The sequence below is a fragment of the Streptomyces sp. NPDC039465 genome (genome assembly GCF_055639315.1).
This window is the reverse complement of record NZ_JBVKAP010000012.1, coordinates 69,464-94,337: the sequence shown is the minus strand read 5'-3', so window position 1 is coordinate 94,337 and position 24,874 is coordinate 69,464. Positions and strand designations below refer to the sequence as shown.

24 protein-coding genes and 1 pseudogene are annotated in these 24,874 nt (G+C 72.4%); 7 read left to right on the top strand and 18 right to left on the bottom strand.

Features of this window, described 5'->3' with window-relative positions; all coding sequences use genetic code 11:
* Positions 1–18: 18 nt before the first annotated feature.
* Positions 19–393, bottom strand: a complete 375-nt coding sequence (locus ACZ7LT_RS30505; protein WP_019885109.1) for a GntR family transcriptional regulator — start codon at positions 391–393, stop codon at positions 19–21.
* A 94-nt stretch (positions 394–487) separates the two neighbouring features.
* On the opposite strand from ACZ7LT_RS30505, the gene ACZ7LT_RS30500 reads away from it, so the two are divergent.
* Together ACZ7LT_RS30500 and ACZ7LT_RS30495 are read left to right on the top strand one after the other, a co-directional pair.
* Positions 488–1,417 carry a GNAT family N-acetyltransferase gene (locus tag ACZ7LT_RS30500; protein WP_471239343.1) on the top strand — a complete coding sequence of 310 codons (930 nt, stop codon included), beginning with the start codon at positions 488–490 and terminating at the stop codon, positions 1,415–1,417.
* On the top strand, positions 1,398–1,880 hold the full coding sequence (locus tag ACZ7LT_RS30495) for a ribonuclease FAU-1 family protein (protein WP_471239342.1): 483 nt from the start codon (positions 1,398–1,400) through the stop codon (positions 1,878–1,880). The genes ACZ7LT_RS30500 and ACZ7LT_RS30495 overlap by 20 nt, the downstream gene beginning before the upstream one ends.
* 9 nt (positions 1,881–1,889) lie before the next feature.
* On the opposite strand, the gene ACZ7LT_RS30490 is transcribed toward ACZ7LT_RS30495, so the two are convergent.
* From ACZ7LT_RS30490 to ACZ7LT_RS30470, 5 genes are all read right to left on the bottom strand, one after another.
* Positions 1,890–2,315 (bottom strand): DUF6299 family protein, encoded by a 426-nt coding sequence (locus ACZ7LT_RS30490; RefSeq protein ID WP_471239341.1) that lies wholly within the window; start codon positions 2,313–2,315, stop codon positions 1,890–1,892.
* Between the two features lie 112 nt (positions 2,316–2,427).
* The gene (locus tag ACZ7LT_RS30485; RefSeq protein WP_471239340.1) at positions 2,428–2,874 is read right to left on the bottom strand and encodes a GNAT family N-acetyltransferase; all 447 of its coding nucleotides are present in this window, start codon (positions 2,872–2,874) and stop codon (positions 2,428–2,430) included.
* Positions 2,871–4,367, bottom strand: a complete 1,497-nt coding sequence (locus ACZ7LT_RS30480) for a tripartite tricarboxylate transporter permease (protein ID WP_471239339.1) — start codon at positions 4,365–4,367, stop codon at positions 2,871–2,873. Before ACZ7LT_RS30480 ends, ACZ7LT_RS30485 begins: the two co-directional genes overlap by 4 nt.
* A complete protein-coding gene (locus tag ACZ7LT_RS30475; protein ID WP_471239338.1) occupies positions 4,367–4,882 on the bottom strand; it encodes a tripartite tricarboxylate transporter TctB family protein in 516 nt (171 codons plus the stop codon). Before ACZ7LT_RS30475 ends, ACZ7LT_RS30480 begins: the two co-directional genes overlap by 1 nt.
* Positions 4,879–5,862, bottom strand: coding sequence for a Bug family tripartite tricarboxylate transporter substrate binding protein (locus ACZ7LT_RS30470; protein WP_471239337.1), 984 nt, complete (start codon positions 5,860–5,862; stop codon positions 4,879–4,881). The genes ACZ7LT_RS30475 and ACZ7LT_RS30470 overlap by 4 nt, the downstream gene beginning before the upstream one ends.
* Before the next feature lie 132 nt (positions 5,863–5,994).
* On the opposite strand from ACZ7LT_RS30470, the gene ACZ7LT_RS30465 reads away from it, so the two are divergent.
* Together ACZ7LT_RS30465 and ACZ7LT_RS30460 are read left to right on the top strand one after the other, a co-directional pair.
* Complete coding sequence (locus ACZ7LT_RS30465; RefSeq protein WP_471239336.1) at positions 5,995–6,666, top strand: response regulator; 672 nt, start codon at positions 5,995–5,997, stop codon at positions 6,664–6,666.
* Positions 6,667–6,927: 261 nt separating this feature from the next.
* Positions 6,928–7,911 (top strand): lytic polysaccharide monooxygenase, encoded by a 984-nt coding sequence (locus ACZ7LT_RS30460; protein WP_471239335.1) that lies wholly within the window; start codon positions 6,928–6,930, stop codon positions 7,909–7,911.
* 32 nt (positions 7,912–7,943) lie between these two features.
* Here the strand turns inward: ACZ7LT_RS30460 and ACZ7LT_RS30455 are convergent, their stop codons facing one another.
* The 3 genes from ACZ7LT_RS30455 to ACZ7LT_RS30445 all read right to left on the bottom strand — a co-directional run bounded on the left by ACZ7LT_RS30455 (position 7,944) and on the right by ACZ7LT_RS30445 (position 13,390).
* Positions 7,944–8,807, bottom strand: a complete 864-nt coding sequence (locus ACZ7LT_RS30455; protein WP_471239334.1) for an esterase/lipase family protein — start codon at positions 8,805–8,807, stop codon at positions 7,944–7,946.
* A gap of 183 nt (positions 8,808–8,990) precedes the next feature.
* Positions 8,991–9,959: a DNA polymerase Y family protein gene (locus ACZ7LT_RS30450; RefSeq protein ID WP_471239333.1), complete on the bottom strand. Its 969-nt coding sequence runs from the start codon at positions 9,957–9,959 to the stop codon at positions 8,991–8,993.
* Positions 9,956–13,390, bottom strand: a complete 3,435-nt coding sequence (locus ACZ7LT_RS30445) for a DNA polymerase III subunit alpha (RefSeq protein WP_471239332.1) — start codon at positions 13,388–13,390, stop codon at positions 9,956–9,958. The genes ACZ7LT_RS30450 and ACZ7LT_RS30445 overlap by 4 nt, the downstream gene beginning before the upstream one ends.
* A gap of 163 nt (positions 13,391–13,553) precedes the next feature.
* Between ACZ7LT_RS30445 and ACZ7LT_RS30440 the strand changes: the two genes are divergently transcribed.
* A complete protein-coding gene (locus ACZ7LT_RS30440; RefSeq protein WP_471239331.1) occupies positions 13,554–14,624 on the top strand; it encodes an ABC transporter permease in 1,071 nt (356 codons plus the stop codon).
* A 421-nt stretch (positions 14,625–15,045) separates the two neighbouring features.
* Here ACZ7LT_RS30440 and ACZ7LT_RS30435 read toward each other — a convergent pair.
* The 5 genes and pseudogenes from ACZ7LT_RS30435 to ACZ7LT_RS30415 form a co-directional block, all read right to left on the bottom strand.
* Positions 15,046–15,216, bottom strand: a pseudogene (locus ACZ7LT_RS30435) (Tn3 family transposase); the annotation flags it as partial.
* Between the two features lie 10 nt (positions 15,217–15,226).
* Complete coding sequence (locus tag ACZ7LT_RS30430; protein ID WP_471239330.1) at positions 15,227–15,661, bottom strand: hypothetical protein; 435 nt, start codon at positions 15,659–15,661, stop codon at positions 15,227–15,229.
* A gap of 828 nt (positions 15,662–16,489) precedes the next feature.
* Positions 16,490–17,422 (bottom strand): hypothetical protein, encoded by a 933-nt coding sequence (locus tag ACZ7LT_RS30425; protein WP_471239329.1) that lies wholly within the window; start codon positions 17,420–17,422, stop codon positions 16,490–16,492.
* A gap of 77 nt (positions 17,423–17,499) precedes the next feature.
* Positions 17,500–18,585, bottom strand: coding sequence for a S1 family peptidase (locus ACZ7LT_RS30420; protein ID WP_471239328.1), 1,086 nt, complete (start codon positions 18,583–18,585; stop codon positions 17,500–17,502).
* Between the two features lie 223 nt (positions 18,586–18,808).
* A complete protein-coding gene (locus ACZ7LT_RS30415) occupies positions 18,809–19,618 on the bottom strand; it encodes an AAC(3) family N-acetyltransferase (RefSeq protein WP_471239327.1) in 810 nt (269 codons plus the stop codon).
* A gap of 119 nt (positions 19,619–19,737) precedes the next feature.
* On the opposite strand from ACZ7LT_RS30415, the gene ACZ7LT_RS30410 reads away from it, so the two are divergent.
* The gene (locus tag ACZ7LT_RS30410; RefSeq protein WP_471239440.1) at positions 19,738–20,682 is read left to right on the top strand and encodes an alpha/beta fold hydrolase; all 945 of its coding nucleotides are present in this window, start codon (positions 19,738–19,740) and stop codon (positions 20,680–20,682) included.
* On the opposite strand, the gene ACZ7LT_RS30405 is transcribed toward ACZ7LT_RS30410, so the two are convergent.
* The gene (locus ACZ7LT_RS30405) at positions 20,653–21,126 is read right to left on the bottom strand and encodes a hypothetical protein (RefSeq protein ID WP_471239326.1); all 474 of its coding nucleotides are present in this window, start codon (positions 21,124–21,126) and stop codon (positions 20,653–20,655) included. The two genes, ACZ7LT_RS30410 and ACZ7LT_RS30405, sit on opposite strands and share 30 nt — an antisense overlap.
* Before the next feature lie 217 nt (positions 21,127–21,343).
* Between ACZ7LT_RS30405 and ACZ7LT_RS30400 the strand changes: the two genes are divergently transcribed.
* Positions 21,344–22,243, top strand: a complete 900-nt coding sequence (locus ACZ7LT_RS30400) for a DUF4231 domain-containing protein (RefSeq protein ID WP_471239439.1) — start codon at positions 21,344–21,346, stop codon at positions 22,241–22,243.
* An 11-nt stretch (positions 22,244–22,254) separates the two neighbouring features.
* Here ACZ7LT_RS30400 and ACZ7LT_RS30395 read toward each other — a convergent pair whose 3' ends face one another.
* The 3 genes from ACZ7LT_RS30395 to ACZ7LT_RS30385 form a co-directional block, all read right to left on the bottom strand.
* Positions 22,255–22,734 (bottom strand): hypothetical protein, encoded by a 480-nt coding sequence (locus tag ACZ7LT_RS30395; protein ID WP_471239325.1) that lies wholly within the window; start codon positions 22,732–22,734, stop codon positions 22,255–22,257.
* A gap of 163 nt (positions 22,735–22,897) precedes the next feature.
* Positions 22,898–23,800: a S1 family peptidase gene (locus ACZ7LT_RS30390; RefSeq protein ID WP_471239324.1), complete on the bottom strand. Its 903-nt coding sequence runs from the start codon at positions 23,798–23,800 to the stop codon at positions 22,898–22,900.
* 251 nt (positions 23,801–24,051) lie between these two features.
* On the bottom strand, positions 24,052–24,849 hold the full coding sequence (locus ACZ7LT_RS30385) for a DUF1684 domain-containing protein (protein WP_471239323.1): 798 nt from the start codon (positions 24,847–24,849) through the stop codon (positions 24,052–24,054).
* Positions 24,850–24,874 lie beyond the last annotated feature (25 nt).

Here is a 24,874-nt window from a genome sequence, read left to right as displayed (position 1 = left end):
CGTCCGAGGCGACAGGGGTCAGTCCTCGTACGCCGCGCGCAGGGCCTCCTCGATCGCGGCCCGCGCGCCCACCTTCGTCAGGCCCAGGCGGCGCGCCTCCGTCGCATACAGCGCCGCGGCTGCCGCCGCCCGGCGCTGGGCCTCGTCTCCGGCCGGTGCGACGAACGTGCCGTGGCGGCCGCGGGTCTCGATCACTCCGTCGCCCTCCAGGGCGCGGTAGGCCTTGGCGACGGTGTTCGGCGCGAGGCCCAGTTCGTCGGCGAGGCCTCTCACCGTGGGGAGTTTGTAGCCGACCGGCAGCGCTCCCGTTCTCGCCTGCTCCGAGATCTGGGCGCGCAGCTGCTCGTACGGGGCGGTCGGGGAGTCCGTGTCCACGGCGATCTTCAGGGTCACGCGGCGATTGTCCCCCACCCCGCGAGGCACCGCCGTAGAACGCCGCCGGAAAAGGAGAGGCGGCCCCGCCGTCGCCGCGCGTAGCGTGCTGGCCATGACTGTGATCGTCCGTGATCTGCGCCCCGGGGACGCGGCGGACGCCGCCGCCGTGACCCGCGTCCGGCGCGCCGCGCTGCCCTACCTGGTGACCACGCCCGAGGCCCTCGCCTTCGGTGCGGAGAACGCCCATCCGGCGGCGAAATACCGGCTGTTGGTCGCCGAGCGGGACGGGGAGGTGATCGGGACGGCGCACGCCGGGATCGCGTACGACAGCAGCGAGCCGGGCCAGGGGTATGTCACGCCCCATGTCCACCCCGACCACCGTGGCCAGGGCGCGGGCGGCCTGCTGCTGCGGACCGCCGAGGAGCATCTGGCCGCCGAGGGCGCCACCGCCGTGTACGCGTGGGCGCTGGAGGAGCCCGGTTCGCTGGAGTTCGCGCGCCGGCGCGGCTACGCCCCCCGCCGCACGGCCCACTTCCTCCGGCTCGATCTGGCCGACGGGACGCTGCCGGAGCCGTCCGCGCTGCCCGCCGGGGTCGAGCTGCGGACCGCCGCCGACTTCGCCGCCGATCCCCGGCCGCTGTTCGAGGCGGACGCGGAGACGACCTCCGACGAGCCGAGCGACATCGCGATCGACTTCGACGACTACGAGGACTGGCTGAACCACACCTGGAACAGCCCTCTCCTGGACAAGGAGCTGACCACGGTCATCGTGGTGGACGGCAAGGTCGCGGCGTTCACCGCCGCCCAGACCGACGGTCTGACCCGGTACATGTCCGGGATGACGGGCACGCTGCGGGCGCACCGCGGGCGAGGTCTCGCCAAGATCGCCAAGACCGACTCGCTGCGCCGGGCCCGCGCGGCCGGCTACACCGAGGCGTTCACCAGCAACGACGCCGGCAACGGGCCCATGCTCGCGATCAACCGGTGGTTCGGGTACAGCGTCTGCGCCTCGGAGGTACGTCATGTCCGCACGCTCGGTTGAGGTGGTGCTCGTCAAGGGCGCCCGTACGAAGATCCGTTACCCGGCGGAGCTGGTCGCCGACGACGGTACGCGGCTGACGGTCCGGGCTCCCTGGGCGGCCGAGGGGGTGCGTGACTTCGGGTTCGTACGGTTCGAGCCGGGTGACGTCTTCCTGGAGCACTACTGGCGTGACCGGTGGTACGCGGTGAAGGAGGTCAGGGCCGCCGACGGTTCGCTCAAGGGCTGGTACTGCGACATCACCCGGCCGGCCGCCGTCGCCGGTGGCGAGGTCGTCGTCGAGGACCTGGATCTGGATCTGTGGGTGTCGGCGGACGGTTCGCAGGTCCTGCGGCTGGACGAGGACGAGTTCGAGGCGAGTGGTCTGGCCGAGGCCGATCCTCAGGCGGCGGCGCGGGCCCGTGAGGCCCTGGACGAGCTGGAGTTCCTCGCCCGGGACGGGCTCGCGCCGATGCTCGGCCTGTGAGGCGGCGGGTCAGTGCAGTGTGACGTCCGCGCTCTCCTGGGCGAGGAAGCTGGGCAGCGGGATGCCGCGGCTGGCGTCCAGCTTCATCAAGGTGGCCTCCACGCGGGCGGGGCCTGGCTCGAAGTGGCCGGGGGTGGTGACGACGGCGGTGTTGCTCCACTCGCGGACCTGCCCGTCGCAGACGGCGCGGGTGCCGCCGATCCCGGTGGACAGGGACTTCTGCTTGAGGGTGCTGCCCACCAGCACCGGGCCGGTGGTGCCGTCGTCGAGGCACTGGTAGGTGCCGTGGAGGGTGACGGTGCCGTCGGCGGTCACCGTTCCGGTGCCCTGGACGGTCACCCGGTCGGTCGGGCCCGCGTGGGCGGGCGCGGCGGCCGCGAGGCCCGCCACGAGGAGGGTGCTCGCGGCGGCACCGAGGGGGAGGCGGAGGCGCATGGCTGTGTCCCTTTCGGGGGCGGGGGGTGATTGACGCCCGCCAGGGATACCCGATCGCGCCGCGCCGGTGTCCGCGCCTCGCCCGAACGGCGGCGAGTCGTACCCGGGTGGTTCACAGCGTCTTGCGGTAGTGCATACGGTCGTACGGTCCGTCCACGCGCCGCTCGACCAGTTCGTAGCCGTAGCGCTCGTACAGCTTCTGGTTCTCCCACATCATCGCGTTGGTGAGCAGCCGCACTTCGGGCAGGCCGAGCTCACGGGCGTGCGCTTCGACCCATGTCAGCAGAGTGCGGCCGAGGCCCGTGCCCTGGGCGTCCGGGTGGACCGCGATCGTGTCGAGGTAGAGGTGGTCGGCGGCGGGGACGACGACCACGAGGCCCCGCACCGGGTCGCCTGCGACGTACACCCGCCCCGCGGCCACGTCGGCCGCGTGGTCGTTCTCCATCGGCGCCGGCACGAGACCGATCCGTTCGATGTAGTGGTGGAAGGCCGCGTCGGTCACCGCCTTCACGGCGGGCACGTCGGCGGGGACCGCGAGGCGGGGCACGTCGTCCGTCATACCGTCACATTACGGCGGCGCGTGATCACCTTCTTCACCAGGGGCCAGGCGAGCAGCAGCACGATCACGGCGTACACGGTCACCGAGAACGGGGTGTTGACCAGGCCGGTCACGCTGCCGTCGCTGATCTGCAGGGCGCGCCGCAGCTGCTGTTCGGCGGCCGGGCCGAGGATGACCCCGATGACGGCGGGCAGCACCGGCAGTCCGTAGCGCCGCATGCCGAACCCGATCACGCCGATGACCAGCAGGACGACCAGGTCGAGCGCCTCGCCGCCGACCGCGTAGGCGCCGACGGCGGCGAAGAAGAGGATGCCGGCGTAGAGATACGGGCGGGGGATGCGCAGCAGCTTCGCCCACAGGGGCGCGAGCGGCAGGTTGAGGGCGAGCAGCAGCACCATGCCGACGAAGAGCGAGGCGATCAGGCCCCAGACCAGCTCGGGTTCGCGTTCGAACAGGAGCGGGCCGGGCTGGATGCCGTACTGCTGGAAGGCGGCGAGCATGACGGCGGCGACGGCGGTGGTCGGCAGGCCGAGGGTGAGCATCGAGACGAGGGTGCCCGCGGCGGAGGCGGACGCGGCCGACTCCGGTCCGGCGACGCCTTCGATCGCGCCGCGCCCGAATTCGTGCCGGTGCTTGGAGAGCCGCTTCTCGGTGACGTACGAGAGGAAGGTGGGGATCTCGGCGCCGCCGGCCGGTATCGCGCCGAACGGGAAGCCGATGAGCGGGCCGCGCAGCCAGGACTTCCAGGTCCGGCGGATGTCGTCGCGGCCGAGCCAGGGGCGGCCGACGGGGATGGGCTCGCCGGTGGTCCGGCGCAGGTGGGCGGCGACCCACAGCGCCTCGCCGATGGCGAAGAGACCGACCGCGACGATGACGACGTCGATACCGTCGGCGAGTTGCAGGGATCCGAAGGTGAGCCGCTGCTGTCCGGTCATCTGGTCGAGGCCGACCAGGCCGAGGGTGAGTCCGATGAGCAGGGAGGCCAGGCCGCGGATGCGGGAGGAGCCGAGCACGGAGGTCACCGCGATGAAGGCGAGCACCATGAGGGCGAAGTAGTCGGGGGCGCCGATGTCGACGGCGAGCGCGGCGACCGTCGGGGCGAGCACCACCAGCAGGATCGTGCCGATCATGCCGCCGGCGAAGTGGCCGACGGCGGCGGCCGCGAGGGCCTGGGCGCCGCGTCCCGCCTTCGCCATCGGGTTGCCTTCCAGGGCGGCGACGACGGCGGCGCTCTCGCCGGGGGTGTTGAGCAGGATGGAGGTGGTGGAGCCGCCGAACATGGCACCGTAGTAGATCCCGGCGAACATGATGAAGGCGCCGGTGGGTTCGAGCCCGTAGGTGACGGGGAGCAGCAGGGCGACCGCCATGGCGGGGCCGATGCCGGGCAGGACCCCGATCGCGGTGCCGAGCAGGACGCCGAGCGCGGCCCAGAGCAGATGCGCCGGGGTGAGGGCGGTCTGGAAGCCGTCGAGGAGGGAGTTCAGGGAATCCATCAGATCACTCCCATGAGCGGGCCGCCGGGCAGCGGGACGCCGAGCAGGTTGTTGAAGACGCCGTAGGTGATGAGGGAGAGGACGGCCGCGATCAGCGGGTCGCGGTGGAGGTGGCGGCTGCCGAGCGCGTAGGCGGATCCCCAGAAGAGCAGGGCGCCGGAGACAGGGAAGCCGACCGGGCCGACGAGGACGGCGAAGCCGAGGAAGACGCCGATGAGGAGCAGGACCGTACGCCGGTCGCCAGGCTCGGAGAGGTCCACGTCCTCGCCGCCCTCGGCCTCGCCGCGGCCGCCGCGCAGGACGTCGACGGCGAGGAGCACGGCGACGACGAGCAGGCCGGTGCCGACGACGAGGGGGACGGTGGTGGGGCCGATCGGGCCGCGCTGGGCGATGGCCACGTCCATGGTGAGCGCGTCGGTCAGTACGAGGACGCCGAGGACGAGCAGCAGGGCGCCGACGCCGAGTTCGGAGTGGTCGCGCAGCCAGGACCTGCGGGGGGCGGTGGGTGTGGTCACAGTCCCAGCTCCTTCAGCACCGCGTCGACGCGGGTGTTCTGTTCCTCGAGGAAGGCGCCGAACTCCTCGCCGGGCAGGAAGGCGTCGTTCCAGCCGTTCTTCTTCATCGACTCGCGCCACTGGGGCGAGTCGTGGAGCTTGGTGACGAGTCCGACGAGCTTGTCGCGTTCGGTGTCGGTCAGGCCGGGCGGGGCGACGATGCCGCGCCAGTTGGTGAACTCGGTGTCGAGGCCGGCCTCGCGGAGGGTGGGGGCGTCGAGGCCGGGGACCCGCTTCGGGCCGGTGACGGCGAGGAGCCGAAGCTCACCGGACCTGATCTGGTCGAGGTACTCGCCGACGCCGGAGACGCCGAAGGCGACCTTGTTGCCGAGGATGGAGGCGAGGAGTTCGCCGCCGCCGTCGAAGGGAACGTAGTTGACCGACCGGGGGGCGATGCCGGCGGCCTGGGCCATCAGCATCGGGGCGAGGTGGTCGGGTCCGCCGGGCGAGGAGCCGCCGCCGACGGGCAGTTTGCCGGGGTTCTTCTTCCAGGCGGTGAGCAGGTCCTGGATGGTCCGGTACGGGGAGTCCTTGCCGACGACGACGATGTCCTGCTCTTCGGTGAGGCGGGCGATCGGGGTGGTGTCGGCGAGGGTCCTGGGCGACTTGTTGGTGTGGACGGCGCCGACGACGCCGAGGCCCATGGACATGGCGAGCTTGCCGTTGCCGTGTTCGCCGGCGAGCCGGGTCAGTCCGACGGTGCCGCCCGCGCCGGGCAGGTTGAACACCTCGATGTTGCCGGTGAGCCCGGCTTCCTCGGCGTTCTTGGCCGCGGTGCGCGCGGTGATGTCGTAGCCGCCGCCGGGGGTGTTGGGCACCATCAGGCGCAGGCCGGGGATCTGGGTGCCGGTGTCGGCGCCGCTGCCGGGAGTGAGCAGCGGCGGCCCCACCAGCACCAGCAGCGCGGCCCCGAGCAGGGCGAGGGGGGTGCGTAGACGCACGTGTGCCGCCTCTCAGGAGTCTCAGGAGGAGTGTGTGAAGTGGCCCACATGTTGCCTGCGCGTTAAGAAGCTGTCTCCCTTCCGCAATCAACGGACGTTGTGGTCGTTGTGGTCGCGACCTAGCGTGTCGGCGTGACCAAGGTGCTGGTGGTGGACGACGACTTCATGGTCGCGAAACTGCACAGCCGCTATGTGTCCGCGGTGGACGGATTCACGGTCGTCGGGGTCGCGCACAGCGGCGCCGAGGCGCTGCGCGGCGCCGAGCGGCTGCGCCCCGACCTGGTCCTTCTGGACATCTACCTCCCGGACATGGACGGGCTCGGTGTGCTGCGGGAGCTGCGGGCGGCGGGCCTGGGGGTGGACGCGCTGGTGATCACGGCGGCTCGGGACGCGGGCACGGTCCGCTCGGCGCTGCGCGCGGGCGCGCTGCACTATCTGATCAAGCCGTTCAGCCAGGCGGCGCTGCGCGAACAGCTGCTGCACGCGGCGGCGCTGCGGACCCGCCTGGAGGCGCTGGAGGAGGCGCGCCAGGAGGACGTGGACCAGATCTTCGGGACGCGCCCGCCGGGCTCACGAGAGCTGCCGAAGGGCCTGGCCGCGCACACGGCGGAGCTGGTGGAGCGGATCCTGCGGGAGCATCCGGGTGGCCTGTCGGCGAGCGAGTGCGCCGAGGCGGGTTCGCTGTCGCGGGTCAGCGCCCGCCGCTACCTGGAGTACTTCGCGGAGACCGGCCGCGCGGAGGTGACCCTGCGCTACGGCGGCACGGGGCGGCCGGAGCGGCGGTACCGGGGCGTGGGGGCGTAACGGGGGGCGCACGCCCGCGAAACCCCCGCGAGGGGCCGTTTCTCAGCCCGTGCTTACGTCCGCCTTAAAGCGACCATAAGGATCGCCCTCACCCGCCCCCAACAGGGGATTTCGGCGTGCCGAGGGGCTAGCTTGCTGATCGCCGGGGCCGGTTCGGGTCGTCGGCGCCGTAGCTCTCGGGGGGCTGCGCCGCCGGCTCGGAGCGGTCGTGGAATCCCCCACACCCTCCCCCCTCTTCCGCCGTTGAAGGAGATCGTCACCATGACCTCTCGCCGCAGGGCAGCCTCTGTCGTCACCGCCGTCACCGCCGCCTCGGTGGCGTCGCTCGCGCTGACCGGGCAGGCGGCCGCACACGGGTCGATGACGGACCCCGTCAGCCGGGTCTCGGCGTGTTACGCGGAGGGGCCGGAGAGCCCGAAGTCGGCGGCGTGCAAGGCGGCCGTCGCGGCCAGTGGCGCGCAGGCGTTCTACGACTGGAACGCGGTGAACATCGCCAACGCCGCGGGCAAGCACCGTCAGCTCATCGCGGACGGCAAGCTGTGCAGCGCCGGCAACGACAAGTACCGCGGCCTCGACCTGGCGCGCGGCGACTGGCCGTCGTCGAAGCTCAGCTCCGGGAAGCACACCTTCCGCTACAAGGGCACCGCCCCGCACCGGGGTTCCTTCGAGCTGTACGTGACGAAGGACGGCTACGACCCGTCGAAGCCGCTGCGCTGGTCCGACCTGGAGCGGAAGCCGTTCGTGAAGGTCACCGACCCGCGGATGGAGAACGGCGACTACGTCTTCCAGGGCACGGTGCCGAAGAAGTCCGGGCGGCACCTGATCTACTCGATCTGGCAGCGCTCCGACTCCCCCGAGGCCTTCTACACCTGCTCCGACGTCGTCTTCGGCAAGGACAGCGGCGGCTCGGGCGGCCCCGCTCCGACCGCGTCCGCGCCGACCGAGAAGGAGATCGAGGACGGCGCGGACAAGTCGTCGGTCGAGCACCACGGCCATGGTGACGACAAGGCCGAGACGGGGGCGAAGGAGACCGCGGCGGCGCCCGCGTCCACGCCCCCGGCCACCGGGCCGGCCACCCTGAAGGCTCCTGAGGCGAACGCCCCGGAGGCGGCCGGCGCCGGCCAGGACCTCGCCGAGACCGGCGCCGGCGACTCGACGCCGTACCTCGCGGTCGGCGGCGCGGCGGTGCTCGCGCTCGGCTCCGCGGTGCTGTTCGGCACGGCCCGCCGGCGCCGCTCCAGCTGACACCGGCCGGCCGACCGGCCCCGGGTCAGCGGTCAGCCGATGACCGACAGGCAGGTGGTCTCGGTCGCGTGCGCCGGGTCGAGCGCGTTGGCCACCTCGTGGTACGCGATCCGGTCCAGCGTGCCGATGGCCACGTGCTCGGACAGGTCGAGCGCGCACTTGTCCTGGATGACGACGTTGGTGACGTTGTCGCCGGTGAGGAAGCCGCTCCGGTACGGCGTGACGACCTGGTCGTACTTGGTGGTGATGACGGTGTACGTGACCCCGGGGACGGTGTCGCCGCCCGCGTTGAGCTTGGTGAGGAACGCCGAGCCGGCGATCTGGTCGGCGAGCCCCGGGGTCTTCTCGCTGATCAGGTCGGCCGCGCCGGGGAAGTGCTCCAGCAGGGAGGTGAGGCCCGAGAGGGTGGTGCCGTGGTTGTCGGGCCCGAGGCCGACCAGGGCGTTCACCTTCTCGGCCCCGCCGAGGAACTTGAGGTAGTAACGGGGCATCATGCCGCCCTGCGAGTGGCCGACGAGGTCGGTCTCGGCGGCGCCGGTCGCGGCGAGCACTTTGTCTACGAAGACGTCGAGCTGTTCGGCCGATTTGTCGATGGGGCCGAGGCCGTGGAAGAAGGGCACTCCGGGCAGCTGGCCGTAGTCGAGGGAGAAGACGCAGTATCCGCGGTTGACGAGATAGGGGGCGAGAGCCAGCCAGTTGTCGACCGAGTTCCCGAGCGTGCCGTGGACCAGCACGACGGGGCGGGGATGCGCGGCGGACGGTTTGCAGGACCAGTTGTTCCAGCCCCTGCTGGGCGCGGCTTCGGTGGCCTGGGCGGAGGCGGTGGGGGTGAGGGTGGCCGCGGCGGCCAGCAGGAGCACGGACAGTGCTCTGCACAGGTGTTTCCAGGGCAGCATCGGGTGATCTCCTTGCGGCTCAAGGGACATGACGATGGCGGTACGCCCTGCGGTCCGGACCACAAGTGGGGATGCTGTACTTCGGCCAAATTACGCACGAGTAGCCTGAAGGGGGAAGTTACGTGTCGGTAAAAAGTGCTGTGTCGGCAAGTCCGGGGTGGGATAGGGGACTCGGCGGACGGTTCAGGCGGCCAGCGACCCCGGGATGACGGCCCGCGGCCCGAACTTCGCCCGCGCCCGGTCCGCCACCTCCTCGATCCGCCGGGCCTTCTCGTCCGCCGGGTCGAAGGAGAGCTGGTGCGCGGCCCGCTCGGCGGGGGTCAGCCCTTCGGCGCGCAGGGCGATCCCCCGCACCCGGGCCCGCTGGAGCCCGAGCGCGTCGAGGGCGGCGTACGCGGTGGCGGTGAGCGCCGCGGAGTGGGCGGTCGGCTCGGGCAGGGTGCGGGTACGGGTGGTGGTGGAGCGGTCGGCGTAGCGCACGGTGAGGGTCAGCGCCCGGCACACCTGCTCCTCGGCCCGCATCCGCGCGCCCAGTTCCGCGGCGAGCGAGAGCAGTGCGCGGCGGTGGCGTACGGCGTCCAGCTCGTCGCGGGGGAAGGCCCGTTCGGCCGCGACCGAGCGGGAGACGGCGTTCGGGACGACCGGCGTACGGTCGATGCCCTGGGCCCTTTCCCACAGGTCGCGGCCGGTGCGGGCGCCGACGAGCCGCTGGAGGACGGCGAGCGGGGCCGCGGCGACGCGGCCGACGGAGTCGAGTCCGTATCCGCAGAGGGTACGGGCGGTGGTGCGGCCGACGCCGTCGAGCGCGGCGACCGGGCGTTCGCGCAGCAAGGCCGCCGGGTCGTCGACGACGAGGGTGGCGCCGGGGCGGGCCTCTCGGGCCGCCATCCTGGCCAGCATCGGGTTGGGTCCGGCGCCGATGACGCAGTCGACCCCGTAGAGGGCGAGTGCCCTGACCCGGATCACCGCGGCCAGTTCGGCGGCCCCGCGGCCGAAGTAGCGCAGGGCGCCGCTGAGGTCGGCGAGCACGGTGTCGGGCGGGGCGGCCTCCACGACCGGGGTGAACTCGCCCAGCAGGGCGACCAGTCGGGGCAGTACCGACTCGTCCGCCTCACCCATGGGACCGATCCTGAACCGTACGCAGAGAATCATCCCGCGCTCCCCTGACTCTGGTGCCACAGCTTCCGCGGCGGTTTCGCCGTCTGTTCGCCCGCCGGGCGCAGGTCCGCCCAGGGGTTCAGCTCGTAGCCGGTGGACATCCGGATCCGGCGTCCCGGGTCGCTCGCGGGGGCTCCGGCGGGTGCGAGCGGTTCGGCGAGGCGGGCGGCCACCGCCTCCAGGCCGCCGGTGGCGCGCAGTTCGGCCAGTTCGGCGAGGTTCCAGGCGGCGGCGCCGACCACGCTGAGGCTGCGCGGTCCGCGGCGCTGGACCACGCCGCGCACGAGCAGCAGCCAGGAGTGGAAGACGGTGTGGGCGCAGGCCTCGTGGCTGTCGTCGAAGAAGGCGAGGTCGACCAGGCCGGTGCCGTCGTCGAGGGTGGTGAAGATGACGCGTTTGCCGGAGCGGACCGGCGGGGTCTGGGTGGCCGCCTTGGCGCCCGCGACCAGCACGGTCCGGCCGTGCGGGGCCTCGCGCAGCCGGCGGGCGGAGACCACGCCGAGCTCCTGGAGGAAGGCGTGGTGGTCGGCCATGAGATGGCGGGAGGCGTCCATGCCGAGGACGCCGAGCTCGGCGCTGAGCCGTTCGGACTCGTCGAGGTCGGGCAGGCCGACGGGCGCGGTCTTGCGGCCCTGGGCGAGCGGGAGCTGCCCGCCGTAGGAGGCCGCGCCCCGCTGGACGCGGTGGAGTTCGGTGAGGTGGAGCAGCAGATCGCGGCGGTTGGCGCCGAACGCGTCCAGCGCGCCGACCTGGGCGAGGCGTTCGGCCACCGGCTTGCGCGGCCGGGCGCGCTCCCAGAAGTCGAGGAGGGAGGCGTAGGGCTGCCCGGCCTCGATCCGGGCGCTCTCAGCCTCGCTGATGCCGTGGACGTCGGCGAGGGCGAGCCGCAGGCCCCACACCTCCGGCTTCTCGGACACCAGTTCGATGCGGTGGGTGGCGGCGGACCGGTTCACATCCAGCGGCAGCACGGGCACACCGCGCCGCCGCGCGTCCGCGAGCAGCAGCCGCTTGGGGTACATCCCCGGGTCGTGGGTGAGCAGCCCGGCGTAGAAGGCGGCCGGGTGGTGGGCCTTGAGCCAGGCCGACTGGTAGGTGGGGACGGCGAAGGCGACGGCGTGCGCCTTGCAGAAGCCGTACGAACCGAACGCCTCGACGATCTCCCAGGTGCGGGCGGTCACTTCGGCGTCGTACCCCTGCCGCGCGGCCCGCTGGGCGAACCACACCTTGATCTTTCCCTGTTCCTCGGGGTCGGAGAGCCCGCGCCGGATCTGGTCGGCCTCGTCCGCGGCGCAGCCTGTCATCACGCTCACGATCCGGATGATCTGCTCGTGGAAGACCACCACGCCGTAGGTCTCCTTCAGCGCCTCCTCCAGGTCGGGGTGCGGGTAGCGGACCGGTGCGCGGCCGTGCCGGGCCTCGATGAAGGGCCGCACCATGTCGGCGGCGACCGGGCCGGGGCGGAAGAGCGAGATGTCGACCACGAGGTCGTGGAAGGTGGCGGGCTGGAGCCGGCCGACCAGGTCGCGCTGGCCCGGCGACTCGATCTGGAAGCAGCCCAGGGTCTCGGTGGAGCGAATGAGGGCGTAGGTCCGCGGGTCGCCCTCGGGGACCGCGTCGATGTCGATGCGGCTGCCGGTGGCCCGCTCGATCTCGGCGACCGCGTGGGCCATCGCGGACTGCATCCGCACACCGAGCACGTCGAGCTTGAGCAGCCCGAGGTCCTCCACGTCGTCCTTGTCGAAGGGGGACATGGGGAACCCCTCGCCGCTGGTGGGGATCACGGGCGTACGGGTGAGCAGCGAGGCGTCCGAGAGCAGCACCCCGCACGGATGCATGGCGATCCCCCGGGGCAGTGCGTCCAGCCCCTCGACCAGCTCCCACAGCCTGCCGTACCGCTCCCGCTCCCCGGCCAGTTCGCGCAGCTCGGGCAGTTCGTCCAGGGCGGCGCGGGCGTCGCGGGCACGGATGTGCGGGAAGGCCTTGGCGATCCTGTCGATCTCGGCGGGGTCCATGGAGAGGGCGGCGCCCACGTCCCGTACGGCATGGCGGACCCGGTAGGTCTCGGGCATGGCGACGGTGGCGACCCGTTCGGTGCCGAAGCGGCCGATGATCGCGCGGTAGACCTCCAGCCGGCGGGCGGACTCGACGTCGATGTCGATGTCGGGCAGGGCGGTGCGCCGTTTGGACAGGAAGCGTTCCATGAGCAGGCCGTGCGCGACCGGGTCGGCGTGCGCGATGCCGAGGAGGTGGTTGACGAGCGAGCCCGCGCCGGAGCCGCGCGCGGCGACCCGGATGCCCATGGCCCGTACGTCGTCGACGACCTGAGCGACCGTCAGGAAGTAGGTGGCGAAGCCGTGGTGGGCGATGATGTCCAGCTCGCGGCGCATCCGGTTCCAGTACTCCCGGCGGTTCTCGTAGCCGCGCAGGACCATGCCGGCGGCGGCCCGGGAGGCGAGGACGCGCTGGGCGGTGCGATGCTCGGCGCCGACGAGATAGGCCTCGGGGAAGTGGGCGGCACCGATGCCGAGGTCGTCCTCGGGGTCGACGACACAGCCGGCCGCGGTCTCCTCGGTCCAGGTGAGCAGCCGGTGGGCGGCGTCGCGCCGCAGCCCGGCCGCCTCGGCGACCCGCTCGGCGGCCTGGGCCATCGCCGCCGGGTCCTTGAGCCAGCGCTCGCCGCTGTCGAGGCCTTTGCGAGGGTCGATCGGGACGAGCCGGCGGGCCGCGTCGAGGACGTCGGCGACCGGGCCCTGGCCGGGGTCGGCGTACCGGACGGCGTTGCTCAGCACGGCCCGTACGCCCTGGTCGGCGGCGAAGCCGAGGGTACGGGCGGCCTGCCGCAGGGAGCCGGGTCCGGTACCGGTGCGGCCGTGGTGCACGACCTCCAGGCGCAGCGCGTCGCCGTGGATCTCCCGCCAGGGGGCGAGCAGCCGGGCGGCCCGGTCGGGGCGGCCGGCGGCCAGGGCGCGGCCGACCGTGGAGTCGGGGCCGAGCAGCACGGTCAGGTCCTCGCCGTACTGGTCGGGCCAGGGCAGCAGCGGGGTGGCGGCGCCGGCCGCGTGGGCGGCGGTGACCAGCCGGCACAGCTCGGCCCAGCCCCGGCGGGAGCGGGCGAGGAAGACGGCGCGGGGTGCGGACTCGTCGACGAAGGCGCCGCCGCGTACGGGACTGCGGCGCCGCCCGGAGGCCCCTTCGGGGCCGGTGACCGGCTCCGCGACCGCGAGATCCACCCCGAACAGGGGGCGCACCCCCGCCTTCGCGCAGGCCTTGGCGAACCGGACCGTGCCCGCGAGGGTGTCGCGGTCGGTCAGGGCGAGCGCGTCCATGCCGCGCTCGGCGGCGCACTCGGCCAGCCGTGCCGGATGCGAGGCCCCGTAGCGCAGGGAGAAGCCCGACGCGGTGTGCAGATGCGTGAACCCGGTCATCCGCACCTCCTGGATCGCTTCGGTCTCACCTCTCCCTTCTCCACCATAGACCAATTTCGAACGTGCGTACGACACGGTTGTTCGAATGGGAGTGTGTCGGGGGTGTCAGCCATTCGGACCCGTCCCACCTGCGGGGATACGGGCCCGGCCGGAGCGTGGGGGCATGAGCTTCGCCGAGGAAGTCAAGAGCGCCGTCACCCCCCGAGCGGCCCTGCTCGTCGTCGGGGTGCTCGCCCTCCAGCTGCTGTTCATCACCTCCTACGTCGGCGCCCTGCACAACCCGAAGCCCAAGGAGGTCCCTTTCGGGGTGGTCGCCCCGGGGCCCGCGGCTCAGCAGGCCACCGACCGGCTGGCGAAGCTCCCCGGCGAGCCGCTCGACCCACGGGTGGTCGCCGACGCCGCCGAGGCCCGCGCGCAGATCATGGAGCGGAAGATCGACGGCGCGCTGGTGATCGACCCGCGGGGCACCACGGACACCCTGCTCGTCGGCTCCGGCGGCGGGACGGTCCTCGCCCACGCCCTGGAGCGGATCGCCGTCGCCGTCGAGAAACCGCAGGGGCGGACGGTACGGACGGTGGACGTGGCGCCCGCCTCACCACAGGACTTCGACGGACTCTCCGCCTTCTACCTGGTCGTGGGGTGGTGCGTGGGCGGCTATCTGTGCGCCTCGATCCTGGCGATCAGCGCCGGCTCCCGCCCCGCCAACGCCCAGCGGGCCGTCATCCGGCTCGGGGTCGTCGCACTGTCCGCGATCATCGGCGGGCTCGGCGGCGCGCTCATCGTCGGCCCGATCCTGGACGCGCTGCCGGGCAGTGTGGTGGCGCTGTGGGGGCTGGGCGCACTGGTCGTCTTCGCCGTCGGCGCGGCCACGCTGGCCCTGCAGGCGCTCACCGGCATCGTGGGCATCGGCCTGGCCGTCCTGCTGATCGTGATCGCGGGCAATCCGAGCGCGGGCGGCGCCTTCCCGGCCCCGATGCTCCCGGACTTCTGGCGGGCGATCGGCCCGGCCCTGCCGCCGGGGGCGGGCACCTGGTCGGCGCGCTCGATCGCCTACTTCAAGGGCAACGCGATGACTGGTCCGATGCTGGTGCTCGCCGCCTGGGCGGTGGTGGGCAGCGCGATCACCCTGGTCAGGGCGGGAATGCGGCGCACAACGGACGACAACGAGCTCGCGGGCCCGGCCCGGCCCGGCGGCGCGGTAGGCGCCGGGCCGGTCACCCCGGGGTCCGAGTAGGAACGGCCCAGGAAACCGGTGTTGCTGTCACCGTGATCCGGGCCGTCAGGGGGTGCGGGTGAGCGATGACCCGACGATCGGTTTCCTGAAGGCGGACGTGGCGCGGTTCTGCGCGGGTCTGGATGATCTGGCTCCCGCGATCCGGCTGCGGCTGGTCGTCCAGCTGCGGGAGGTGCTGGACGAGGTGACGGACGCGGCCTTGGACGGTGGGATGGCCGCGGCGAAGGCGGAGGGCTGGGGGCTCCGGCAGATCGGCGCTCAGGCGGGTTTGTCGCACGAGAAGGTCCGTTACCGGCTCGCCCGGGTGTCGGACGAGCCGGGTGGCCGTCCTAGATCGTGGTGCTGGCCGACTCCGGCTTGCGGGTGGAGCGGAGCTGGTAGCCCAGGACTTCGGCGGGCAGGGCGAAGCTGTAGCGGCCGTGTAGAACGTCACTCCGCGCCTGCGGGTGCCGAAGTATTTCGGATTCGGCCCGGAGTTCAGCATGCGGATCGGGGTGACGAAGCGCAGGCCGTCGGCGGAGGCCAGTTCCCCGCCGCCCCAGGACTGCACCAGCGGAAGGCGCATGTGGTGGTCGACGAGGCGGGTGTTGGCCCGGGACAGTTCAGGGGCGGATGATCCGGCGTGCGCGGATGCTGGTGTGGAGAGCCCAGGCCGTCAGGAGTACACAGGCGACGACGGCCGCGATCCGTACGGCGGTCCAGGTGCCGGTGGCGACGGCTCCGTCGAGTTCGGGGTTCCCGGGCAGGCGCAGGTTCATGTCGACGATCGCGATCAACGGAACCATCAGACGGAAAGCGAGTCCGCGCAGATGCGGCTGGCGCGCCAGGGTTCCGGCCCACCCCAGCAGCGGGCCGAAGATGCAGGCCGCCACCCACCACGCCATCGCGTTCCCGATGAAGCCGGCCCAGTCGATGGGCAACGACTCCATCTGCTGGCTCCCTGCCGCCATGTCGAAGACCCGGAACTCTCCCTGCCCCATCTTCACCAGGTAGTACGCAGCCACCGCCACCACCAGCGAGGCCGGTGCCAACCACACCGCCCGCTTCCATGACCGGCACACCAACCCGATCGCGAACGCGAAAGCCGCCCAGGACCACCCCGCGCTCGCCACCAAGTGCACAACATGCCCCGCCGCTCCGCCGACAGCCTCCCTCCCGCCATCCGACCTCTGCCGCGTCAACACCGGGCCCAAAGCCCCCAGAACAGCCCCCGCCACCAGAGCGACGGGAACCACCACACGCACACGTGCCCAAGTCATATCCATAGCCGAAGATCATCAGCCAGCCCGCCCCGGACCACCACCCTTTTCCAACCCCGCATCTGTAGTCTCGCCTTCACATCCACACGTAACCGCACATCCCCCGCTCGCGACAGCGAACAGAACCCCGCTTCACACCCCACCACCGTGACAGCGGCCCACAGGCGAAGCCCCCTCTCGCCAGCAGAACAGGCCAGAGCCCAGCTGACACTCCACCCCCGGCGTCACTGCTCCGGTCTGCGGGCGGGCACTGCGTGTTGCCCGGGAGGCCCTGCTGGAGCAGCGTGCGACCTCGATGTCAGCCAGGTGAGAGAGCCGCCGCGTTCTCCGCCTTCGGCCGCTTGCCCGGAGCAGCCGGTACCCGACCGGGCTCAGACAGGCGGTGGCAGGCCCAGATGTCCGGCCTCGGGGCCAACGGAACAGCCAGTATCAGTGAGATTGATCATGGTCTCCGAGCTGGCCCGGATAGGCTGGCCGACTCCTTCGTGCTTCCCTGTCCCGGTAGGCCCCCGGCGGCTTGGAGGGCGGCGAAGTCGATGTGTGCCGCGGTCACGGCTTCGGGGTACGCGGCTCGCTTCTCGTGTTCGGCCAGGGCCCGGTAGCCCCCTAAGCCCCGGGCTCCTTCAGCGCGGCCAGGACCTCCGCGTCGGTGGCCGGACGTATCGCCAGGAGCAGCCGACGCAGCTCGGCGGCGGGCAGCGGTCCGCCGAGCTCGTGGTAGATCTCGCCGCGGCGCAGGAACAGCGTCGTGGCGGCCGTGCCGTCGTCCTGGCGGCGCACCACCCGGGTGAAGCCGTCGCCCTCGTCGGTGCAGCTCGCCGGCGGCGGATCGGCGCAGGGGCCGACCGTCCGCCCGCCGCTCACATAGCGCAGCCCGCTGGTCCACCCGCCGGCGGGATCCCGCTTCTCGAAGTGGAGCACGATGTGCCGGCCTTCGAAGGTGGCGCCGTCGGCGATGCGGAAGCCGGGGGGCGTGGGCGGTATCAGCAGCTCGGACCGTTCGACCCCCGGCGGCAGGACGGCGCGGACGTCCGGGGGGCCGTAACGCTCGGTCAGCTTCGCCTCGTACGCCGCCTTGTTCACCACCGCCTGGCCGCTGATGTCGACGGCCCACCACACGCCCGCCGCCACCAGCACGGCCGTGAAGGCCCGTAGCGCCCAGCCGGGTATCAGCGCCGCGGCCGCCAGGACGAAGGGCAGGCCGGAGACCACCACCAGCTCACCGAGGAACTCGCTCTCCACGCCCGCGTGGAGCCGCACGGACTCGGCCCAGCCCGCGCCCACCAGGAGCAGCGCCGCACCCGCGCCGTAGACCAGCGCCGCCCAGCCGAACAGCCCGCGCGGGGAACGGCACCAGGGCACGACCGTGCGCACGGGCAGCGCGGCGGCGGCGAGCAGCGGGACCGCCACCACCGCCGACATGGCCACGCCGGACAGCCCGCCCGGCATCAGGAAGATGCCGGACATCGACGTGACGTACCCGACTGCCCAGACCAGGGCCAGATGCGCCCCGATCCGCCCCCACCGTGCGAAGTCCATCCGTCGATCATGCCGTACGGGTACGACAACGGGCCGCCCGGGGACTGCCGGACGGCCCGCTCGCTGTGCGAGGACGGTCAGCCGATCTCCGCCCCGAAGGCCGCCAGCGCCTCCGGCACCGGCTGGAAGAAGGTCGTACCACCTGAGGTGCAGTCGCCGCTGCCGCCGGAGGTGAGACCGATCGCGGTGTCACCGGCGAAGAGAGAGCCGCCGCTGTCGCCCGGCTCGGCACAGACGTCGGTCTGGACGAGGCCCTCGACGATCTGGCCGTTGCCGTAGTTCACCGTGGCGTCGAGGCCGGTCACCTGGCCGTCGTGGACCTGGGTCGTGGAGCCGGAGCGGGTGACCTTCATCCCGACGGTCGGCTCCCCGGCCTTGGTGATCTGCTGGGTCGAGCCGTTGTAGAGGTCGACGGCGCTCGGGTGCTCGGTGTCGCCGTCGTACTTGACCAGCGCGAAGTCGTTGCCGGGGAACTGCGAGTCGACCATCGTGCCGATCTCCGGGCCGCCTTGGGACTCCGCCCACTTGCTGCCCGACTCACCGCAGTGCCCCGCGGTGATGAAGTGCGGCTGGCCGTCCTTGACGACGTTGAAGCCGAGCGAACAGCGCCCGCTGCCGGAGTGGATGGCCTCGCCGCCCGCGATGAACGGCTTGAACTCGCCGGCCGACTTCTTCAGCACGGCCTTGGAGCCGAGCCCCTCGACCACCTTGGTGAGCGTGGACCAGGCCTTGCCCTTGACCGTACGGTCGGCCGTCACGACGACCTTGTTGGTCACCGGGTCGACCGCCCAGGACGTGCCGGGGAGCGTCGCCCGGCTCTTCAGCGTCTGCCGGGCGCCGGCCAGTTCGGCCGTGGTGTTCTCGACGATTCTGGCCTGACCGCCCGCCTTGCGGACCGAGTCGGCCGCGGCCTCGTCGACCACGTTGACGACCAGTGCCTGGGACTTCACGTCGTAGTAGGCGCCGGCGGACCGGCCGCCCAGATCGTCGCCGAGCGTCGAGGCGAGATTTCCGGCCGCCGTCGCCGACAGCTTCTTCACGGCGAACGCGGCTGGTTCCTCACTGGCGTTCGCAGTCTGGAAGGTGACCCCCGCGGCCACCAGAGCCACTACGGCTGCTCCGGCCACGGTCGCATGCCGTTTGGGTATGCGTCGGTGCTTCACGCAGGACCTCCTGTGGGGGGCCGCATCCGGGCATGTGGGGTGCCCTGACGCGGAGGATGGACGGTCCACTATTCCGAGCCCGACGGGTAGCACACAAGGTCGAGTTCAGGACGCGCACGCGTCAACATCCATGCGCCCCCTACCGGTTCGCCACCCCCGGTCACCACGGGTCGATTCCGATTGCGAACACGTGAGGTGACCGGCTGGGAGGCGGCGGTGAGGACTAGTCCTGTCTTGTTCTGATGCCTAGTTCGCAGACGACGCGCTTCTCGGTCATCCACTCGACCGCGTGGTCGACCGCCGCCCTCAGCGAGAAGAGCCGGGCGTGCGCCCCGCCGAGCCACCCCTCACGTACGGCGTCGAAGGGGAACGCGGAGCCGATGGCCTCGAAGTCGCTGTCGTCGACGTTGACGCCCTGGAAGGCGATCCACCGCGGCCGCCCGTCCGCCCCCGGCACCACACAGCGGTAGCGACGCCGTGGCGTGCCCGTGCGGTACTCGGCGAGGTGGAAGGCGGTGCACACCCCGAACCCCACATTGATCATCAGCACCTGCGCGTCGGCCCGGTAGAGCGCGCCGAGCGGCGAGTCCTCCCCCAGATGGCTCTCCAGCGGGTGTCTGGCGAGCAGTTCCCGGGCCCGCCGACCGACCGCCGCGAACGAGGTCTGCGGATGGGCGCTGCGTACGGCGCCCTCGGCGGTACGGACCGACTCGGCGAGCCGCCCCATGCGCGGGCAGGGGGTGGTGCGCGGGTCGAAGGCGGGCATGGCCGCCCGGACGGCCGCCACCTGCGCCGGGTTGAGCCCGGCGACCCGGGCCCGGTACACGGGTGAGGTGTCGGAGTTCTCCGCGGTGAAGGCCGGCACCACCAGCGTGCCGTCCGGCCCGAGCGCCGCCCGCAGCGCCTCGCGCAGCGGCACCGCCGCGAGGCCGGTGCCATGGAGCCCGGCATGGACGAGCAGCGTCGCCCCGTCCCGTACGCCGATCTCTTCGAGGTCCCGCGCGAGGGTGCCGGGACCGCGGGGTCCAGTCATCTCCCCAGTGTAGGACGGGGCGTTGAGGGCGCGGGACGGCGTTCGGACACCGTCCGGGCCCTGCGCGGGGGCGGGGCGGGGTGTTCCGATGGACGGGTGACATGGCAGTGTCCACGGAGATGTACAAGTCCCTTGGCCGGCCGGACCCCTGGAGGACACCTGTGTTCACGCATGTTCGTACCGGCGACGGCCGCAGACTGGTCGCCGAGGAGTGGGGCAACCCCTCGGGGACACCGGTGCTGCTGCTGCACGGCACGCCCGGCAGCAGGCTCGGCACCGCGCTGCCCGACGTCACCCTCCGGTACCCCCATGTTCGATTCATCGCCTACGACCGCCCCGGGTACGGGGATTCGGACCGGCTGCCCGGCCGCCGGGTCGCGGACGCGGCGCGTGACGCCGTGGCGGTGGCGGACGCGCTGGGTGTGGAGCGGTTCGCCGTGGTCGGCCGCTCCGGCGGCGCCCCGCACGCGCTCGCCTGCGCGGCGCTGCTGCCGAGCCGGGTCCTGGGGACTGCGGCCCTGGTCAGCCTCGCGCCCCGTAACGCCACGGGCCTCGACTGGTTCGACGGCATGACCTCGTCCAACGTCCGCGAGTACACGATGGCGTCGGACGCACCCGAGCTCCTCGCCGGCGAGCTCGCCCCGAGGGCGGAGGCGATCCGGCGCGATCCGGTCCGGCTCATCGAGGAGATGCGCGCCGAACTCTCCGACCATGACGTGCCGATCGTGTCGGACCCGCGAGTGCGCGCCTCGCTGCTGGACAACTACCGGGAGGCGCTGCGCACCTCGCACCACGGATGGTTCGACGACAGTGTGGCGCTCGCCCACCCCTGGGGCTTCGACCTCTCGGCGATCGGCGGTCCGGTGATGCTCTGGCACGGCCAGGACGACGGATTCTCGCCGGTCGGCCACACCCGCTGGCTGGCCGACCGGATCGAGGGCGCCGAGCTCGTCCTGGAGCCGGACGCGGGGCACTTCGCGGCCCAGTACGCGCTCCCCCAGGTGTTGGACTGGCTGCTCGGCGGGGAGCGTACGTCAGGCGGGGGCGTTGCCGGGCGTCCGTGACCCCTTGAGGCAGTCCAGGATGCGCTCATGGGTGTCGCCCACGGTGTCCACCACCCGTACCCGTACGTAGACGGCCTCGACGGTCTCGACGCACCGCTGCGAGAACGACCCGACCAGCACGGTCTCGTAGGCGCCGGTGCTCACCAGCGGAAAGCCGCGGCCGAAATGGACCAGGACGTAGTCCTGTCCGACGGCGAGACCCGCCGCCTCCAGGGTGGCCGTGGCGCCCGCCGTGTCCGTCCACGGCGTGGCCGCCGGGTCGGGCTCCCCCTTCAGCACGACACGGACGTCGTAGCCGTCGACCACCGCGGTGTACTGGCCGCCGTTGAGGAGGCCGACCCGCCAGCCGGCGGCGGTGCCGGCGATCGCGCCGGTCGTCCAGGCGCCCCGCCAGCCCAGATAGGGCCGGACGGTACGGGCGTACTGCGCGCGGGCGAGGACCACCCCCGCGGCGACCGCGAGGAGGCTGCCGAGCGGCGCTGCGCGTCGGAGCGGGGTATCGGCCCACCGGGGACGGCCACGCCTTCTCCTCCTCGCGGCAGGGGCCGCACCGTTGCAGTGTTTGACCGGCCGACTCTACCCTCGTGAACTCAAGCCGAATCAACGCCTTTTGCTTCATCCGGGGGTGCGAATGAGCGGAGTTCACGGCTTACGGCAGAGCATGGTCTTCCGCAGCGCGGACCTTCCGGTGCTGTTCCACCGCACCGACGAGATCGCCGTCACCCGCCAGCGCGAGGCCGTGTCGGACACCCGGCTGCAGTTGCTGCTGCTGGTGCTGGGCGCGTGCCTGGCCGCGCTGCCCGAGGGGTGGCGCCTGGGCGACGGCTTCCGGCTCCCGGGCGCGCTGAGCGCCGCGGCGTACGCCGGGGTGCTGCTGGTCACCTTCCGGGCGTCGCGGCGCCGGGCCGCCTCGCAGTGGCAGCTCAACCGCAGCGCCGCCGAGTTCATCAAGTCGATCTGCTGGCGGTACGCGGTGCACGGCGCCCCGTTCGACACCCGCGGGCAGGACGCCGACCGGCTCTTCACCGAGCAGCTGGAGCTGGGCCTGAAGGAGCTGCGGAAGGTCGGCTGGAACGATCCGCGGGACTCGGGCGACGCCACCCGCGCCGAGCTGATCACCGGTCCGATGAGGCAGCTGCGGGAGAAGCCGTTCAGTCTCCGCAAGGAGACCTATGTGCGGGACCGGCTGATCGAGCAGCGGAACTGGTACCACCGCAGGACCGTGGTCTCCCGCCGGGCCACCACCTTCTGGTCGGTGACGATCTCCCTGCTCACCCTGCTGGCGCTGTTCCTCGGCGTGCTGCACGCCTTCTCCGTCGCCGGCTCCTTCGAACCGGCCGGTGTGCTGTCGGCGGCCGCGGCGGCGTGTGTGGCCTGGGGCGAGGTCCGCCGCCATCAGCCGCTGATCGCGGCGCACTCGCTGGTCGAGGAGGATCTCGCGGCCATGCACACGGCGATGGAGACGACGGTCGGCGAGGCGAGGTGGGCGGCGGCGGTGTACGAGACCGAGCGGATCGTCTCGCCCCAGCACACCGACTGGCTCGTCCGCCACCGCAGCTGACCGGGCGGGTCTCAGCCGCGTTCGACGCCGTCCCGCCAGATGACCGTCACGGGGGTGCCGCGCTCGCGGGCGTAGCGGACGATGTCGCCGGTGCCGCCGAGGCCGCGGGCCGGCCGGCCGTCCCAGACCGCGAGGAGCCGGTCGCAGTGGTCGGCGATGTAGGTGCCGGCCGCGTAGTACGCCTCGTCGGTGGAGTACGGGAAGGCCAACTGGATCTCGCGGGTGGCCCGTTTCCGCAACGCCTGGAAGCGGGCCAGCTCACCCGGGTCGGTGAAACCGCGCGCGTAGTCGCCGCTGGGGATGACCACGGTCAGTTCGGCGCCGCAGTCCAGGGCGAGGTCCGCGAAGAGCTGGTCCGCGCCGGCCGCCAGGCTGGAGAGGGCCTCCAGGGAGCCTTGGTGGCCGTTGAGCGCGGTGTGCAGGGCCGCGCGGACATGGGCGTAGGCGGCGGCCGGGATGTCCCTGTGGCCGGTCACTCCGATGCGCTTCATCCGCCCCCGCTCTCCTGTGGCCGACCCCTCTCACATCCTCTCAAATGCGGGCGAGCCGTCCAGACCCCCTGCCGGTCCGGGACGGGCGGGAGCCCCCGCCCGGCGGTGCGGACGGGGGCTCGTACTGGGCCGGCTACAAGGTGGGGGGTGGGCCGGCCGTTCGTCAGTAGACGCTGACCCTGTAGGCGCTCAGGGCCTCGGTGACGGGCTGGAAGAAGGTCGTACCGCCCGAGGAGCAGTTGCCGCTGCCGCCGGAGGTCAGGCCGATGGCCCGGCTGCCGGAGTAGAGCGGGCCGCCGCTGTCGCCGGGTTCGGCGCAGACGTTGGTGCGGATCATGCCGTAGACGATGTCCCCGCCGCCGTAGTTGACCGTGGCGTTGAGGCCGGTAACGCTGCCGCTGTGGGTGCCCGTGGTGGAGCCGCGGCGGGTCACGGACATGCCGACCGTGGCGTTGGCGGCGCTGGTGATGTCGACGTTGCCGACCGTGCCGGGCTTGGAGATCGAGGTGTTGCTGTAGCGCACGAGACCGTAGTCGTTGCCGGGGAAGCTGGAGCCGGCGGTCGGGCCGAGGACGGTGGTGCGGCCGGAGTTGGCGTACCAGGTGCCCGCGCCGTCGGTGCAGTGTCCGGCGGTGAGGAAGTACGTCGTACCGGCGCTGTCACGGACGTTGAAGCCGAGTGAGCAGCGCCAGCTGGTGGCGTAGGTGGCGTCGCCGCCCGAGATGAGCTTGCTGAACGTGCCGGGGGTGCGCTCGATCTTGAGGGCGCCGGCGTTGGCGCCGGCCTTCCGCTTGATGGTGGCTATCTCGGCCTGGGAGACGGTCGAGTCGACGGTGACGACGACCTTCTTGGTGGCCGGGTCGGTGTGCCAGGCGGTGCCGGGGATGTCGGCGGCGAGTACGGCGTCGCCGGCGGCGGTGAGCTGTGTGGCGCTGAACGTCTGGTTCGAGTCGGCGTTCGCGGTCGGGACGGCGAGCGCCGCGGCGGCGACCAGACCGGTGGTGACCGCGACGAGGCGGGTTCGTCTCGCGGCCGTGGGGCGGGGGGTGGTGCGCTTGATCCTCACTTCTCGTTCCTCCCGAGGGGAATCGGGGGCCCGCCGTGGGGGGTCGGGCCCGTGAGGCGCAGCCAGGGGCGGGGGAGACGATGCCCGATTTTCGGACACGCCGTGCCCCTGACAAGCGCTGTTCGGGAGTATTCGACGCGTCAACTACGGGCGCAAGGGCGCCTTTCGGCCGCCGGGAACCGTGCGCGGGCGCAGCCGGAAGCGCCCCGGCGGCTCGGTCGGTGACCGCCGGGGCGCGCTCCTTCGACGGGTCAGCCGGTGCGCAGGTTCCGTTCGCCCGCCGGAACACCCACGGGGAGGGTGTTGCCAGGGGGCGGGAAGGGGCAGATGAAGTGATCGGCGAAGGCGCACGGCGGCAGCAGCGCGCGGTTGAAGTCCACCGTCACGGTGCCGTCCTCGGCGGGCGGCGCGGGCCGCAGGAAGCGGAAGCGGTAGCTGTCCTTTCCGCTGGTGGCGTCGGCGAAGACGGCCCACAAGGAGCCGTCGGCCTCGACCGCGACATGCAGGGCCTGCGGGGCGCCGTCGATCTCGAAGACGATCTCCCCGGCGAGCCCGAGCCCGCGCTCCCGCCCGTCGGCGTTCTCCACCCGGACGCTGCGCGCCTCGGGGTACGGGCGGAAGGCGCCCGGCAGCTCCCAGCGGGGGTCGTACGGGGTCGCCTCGATGCCCTTGAACGCCTGCCGCGCCGGGGAGCCGGGGTCGAAGTCCCGTACCGCCCACAGCCCTTCGCGGCGCATCACCACCAGCCGCCGGCCGCCCGCCTCGACGCGGGACTCGGGGATCGGTCCGCGGTCGGCGGTGAGGCGGATCTCGCCGGTGAGGGGCTCGCCATCGACCGTGAGGCGGTCCTCGGCGGTGGCGGTCAGGACCACTTCGTCGCCGTCTTCACGCCACTGCCCGGGGACGGCCGGAATTCGACCTTCCGGGTGATCGGCGAGCCAGTGGGTGCCGGTGAGGGAGAGCGGCCCGTACGGCGCCGAGACCATGGCCGTGCGCTGCTCGTGCCAGTGCTTCCACTCCTGCTGTGCGCTGTGCGCATCCGTGCTCATGCTGTTCAACCTTTCCACACACCCT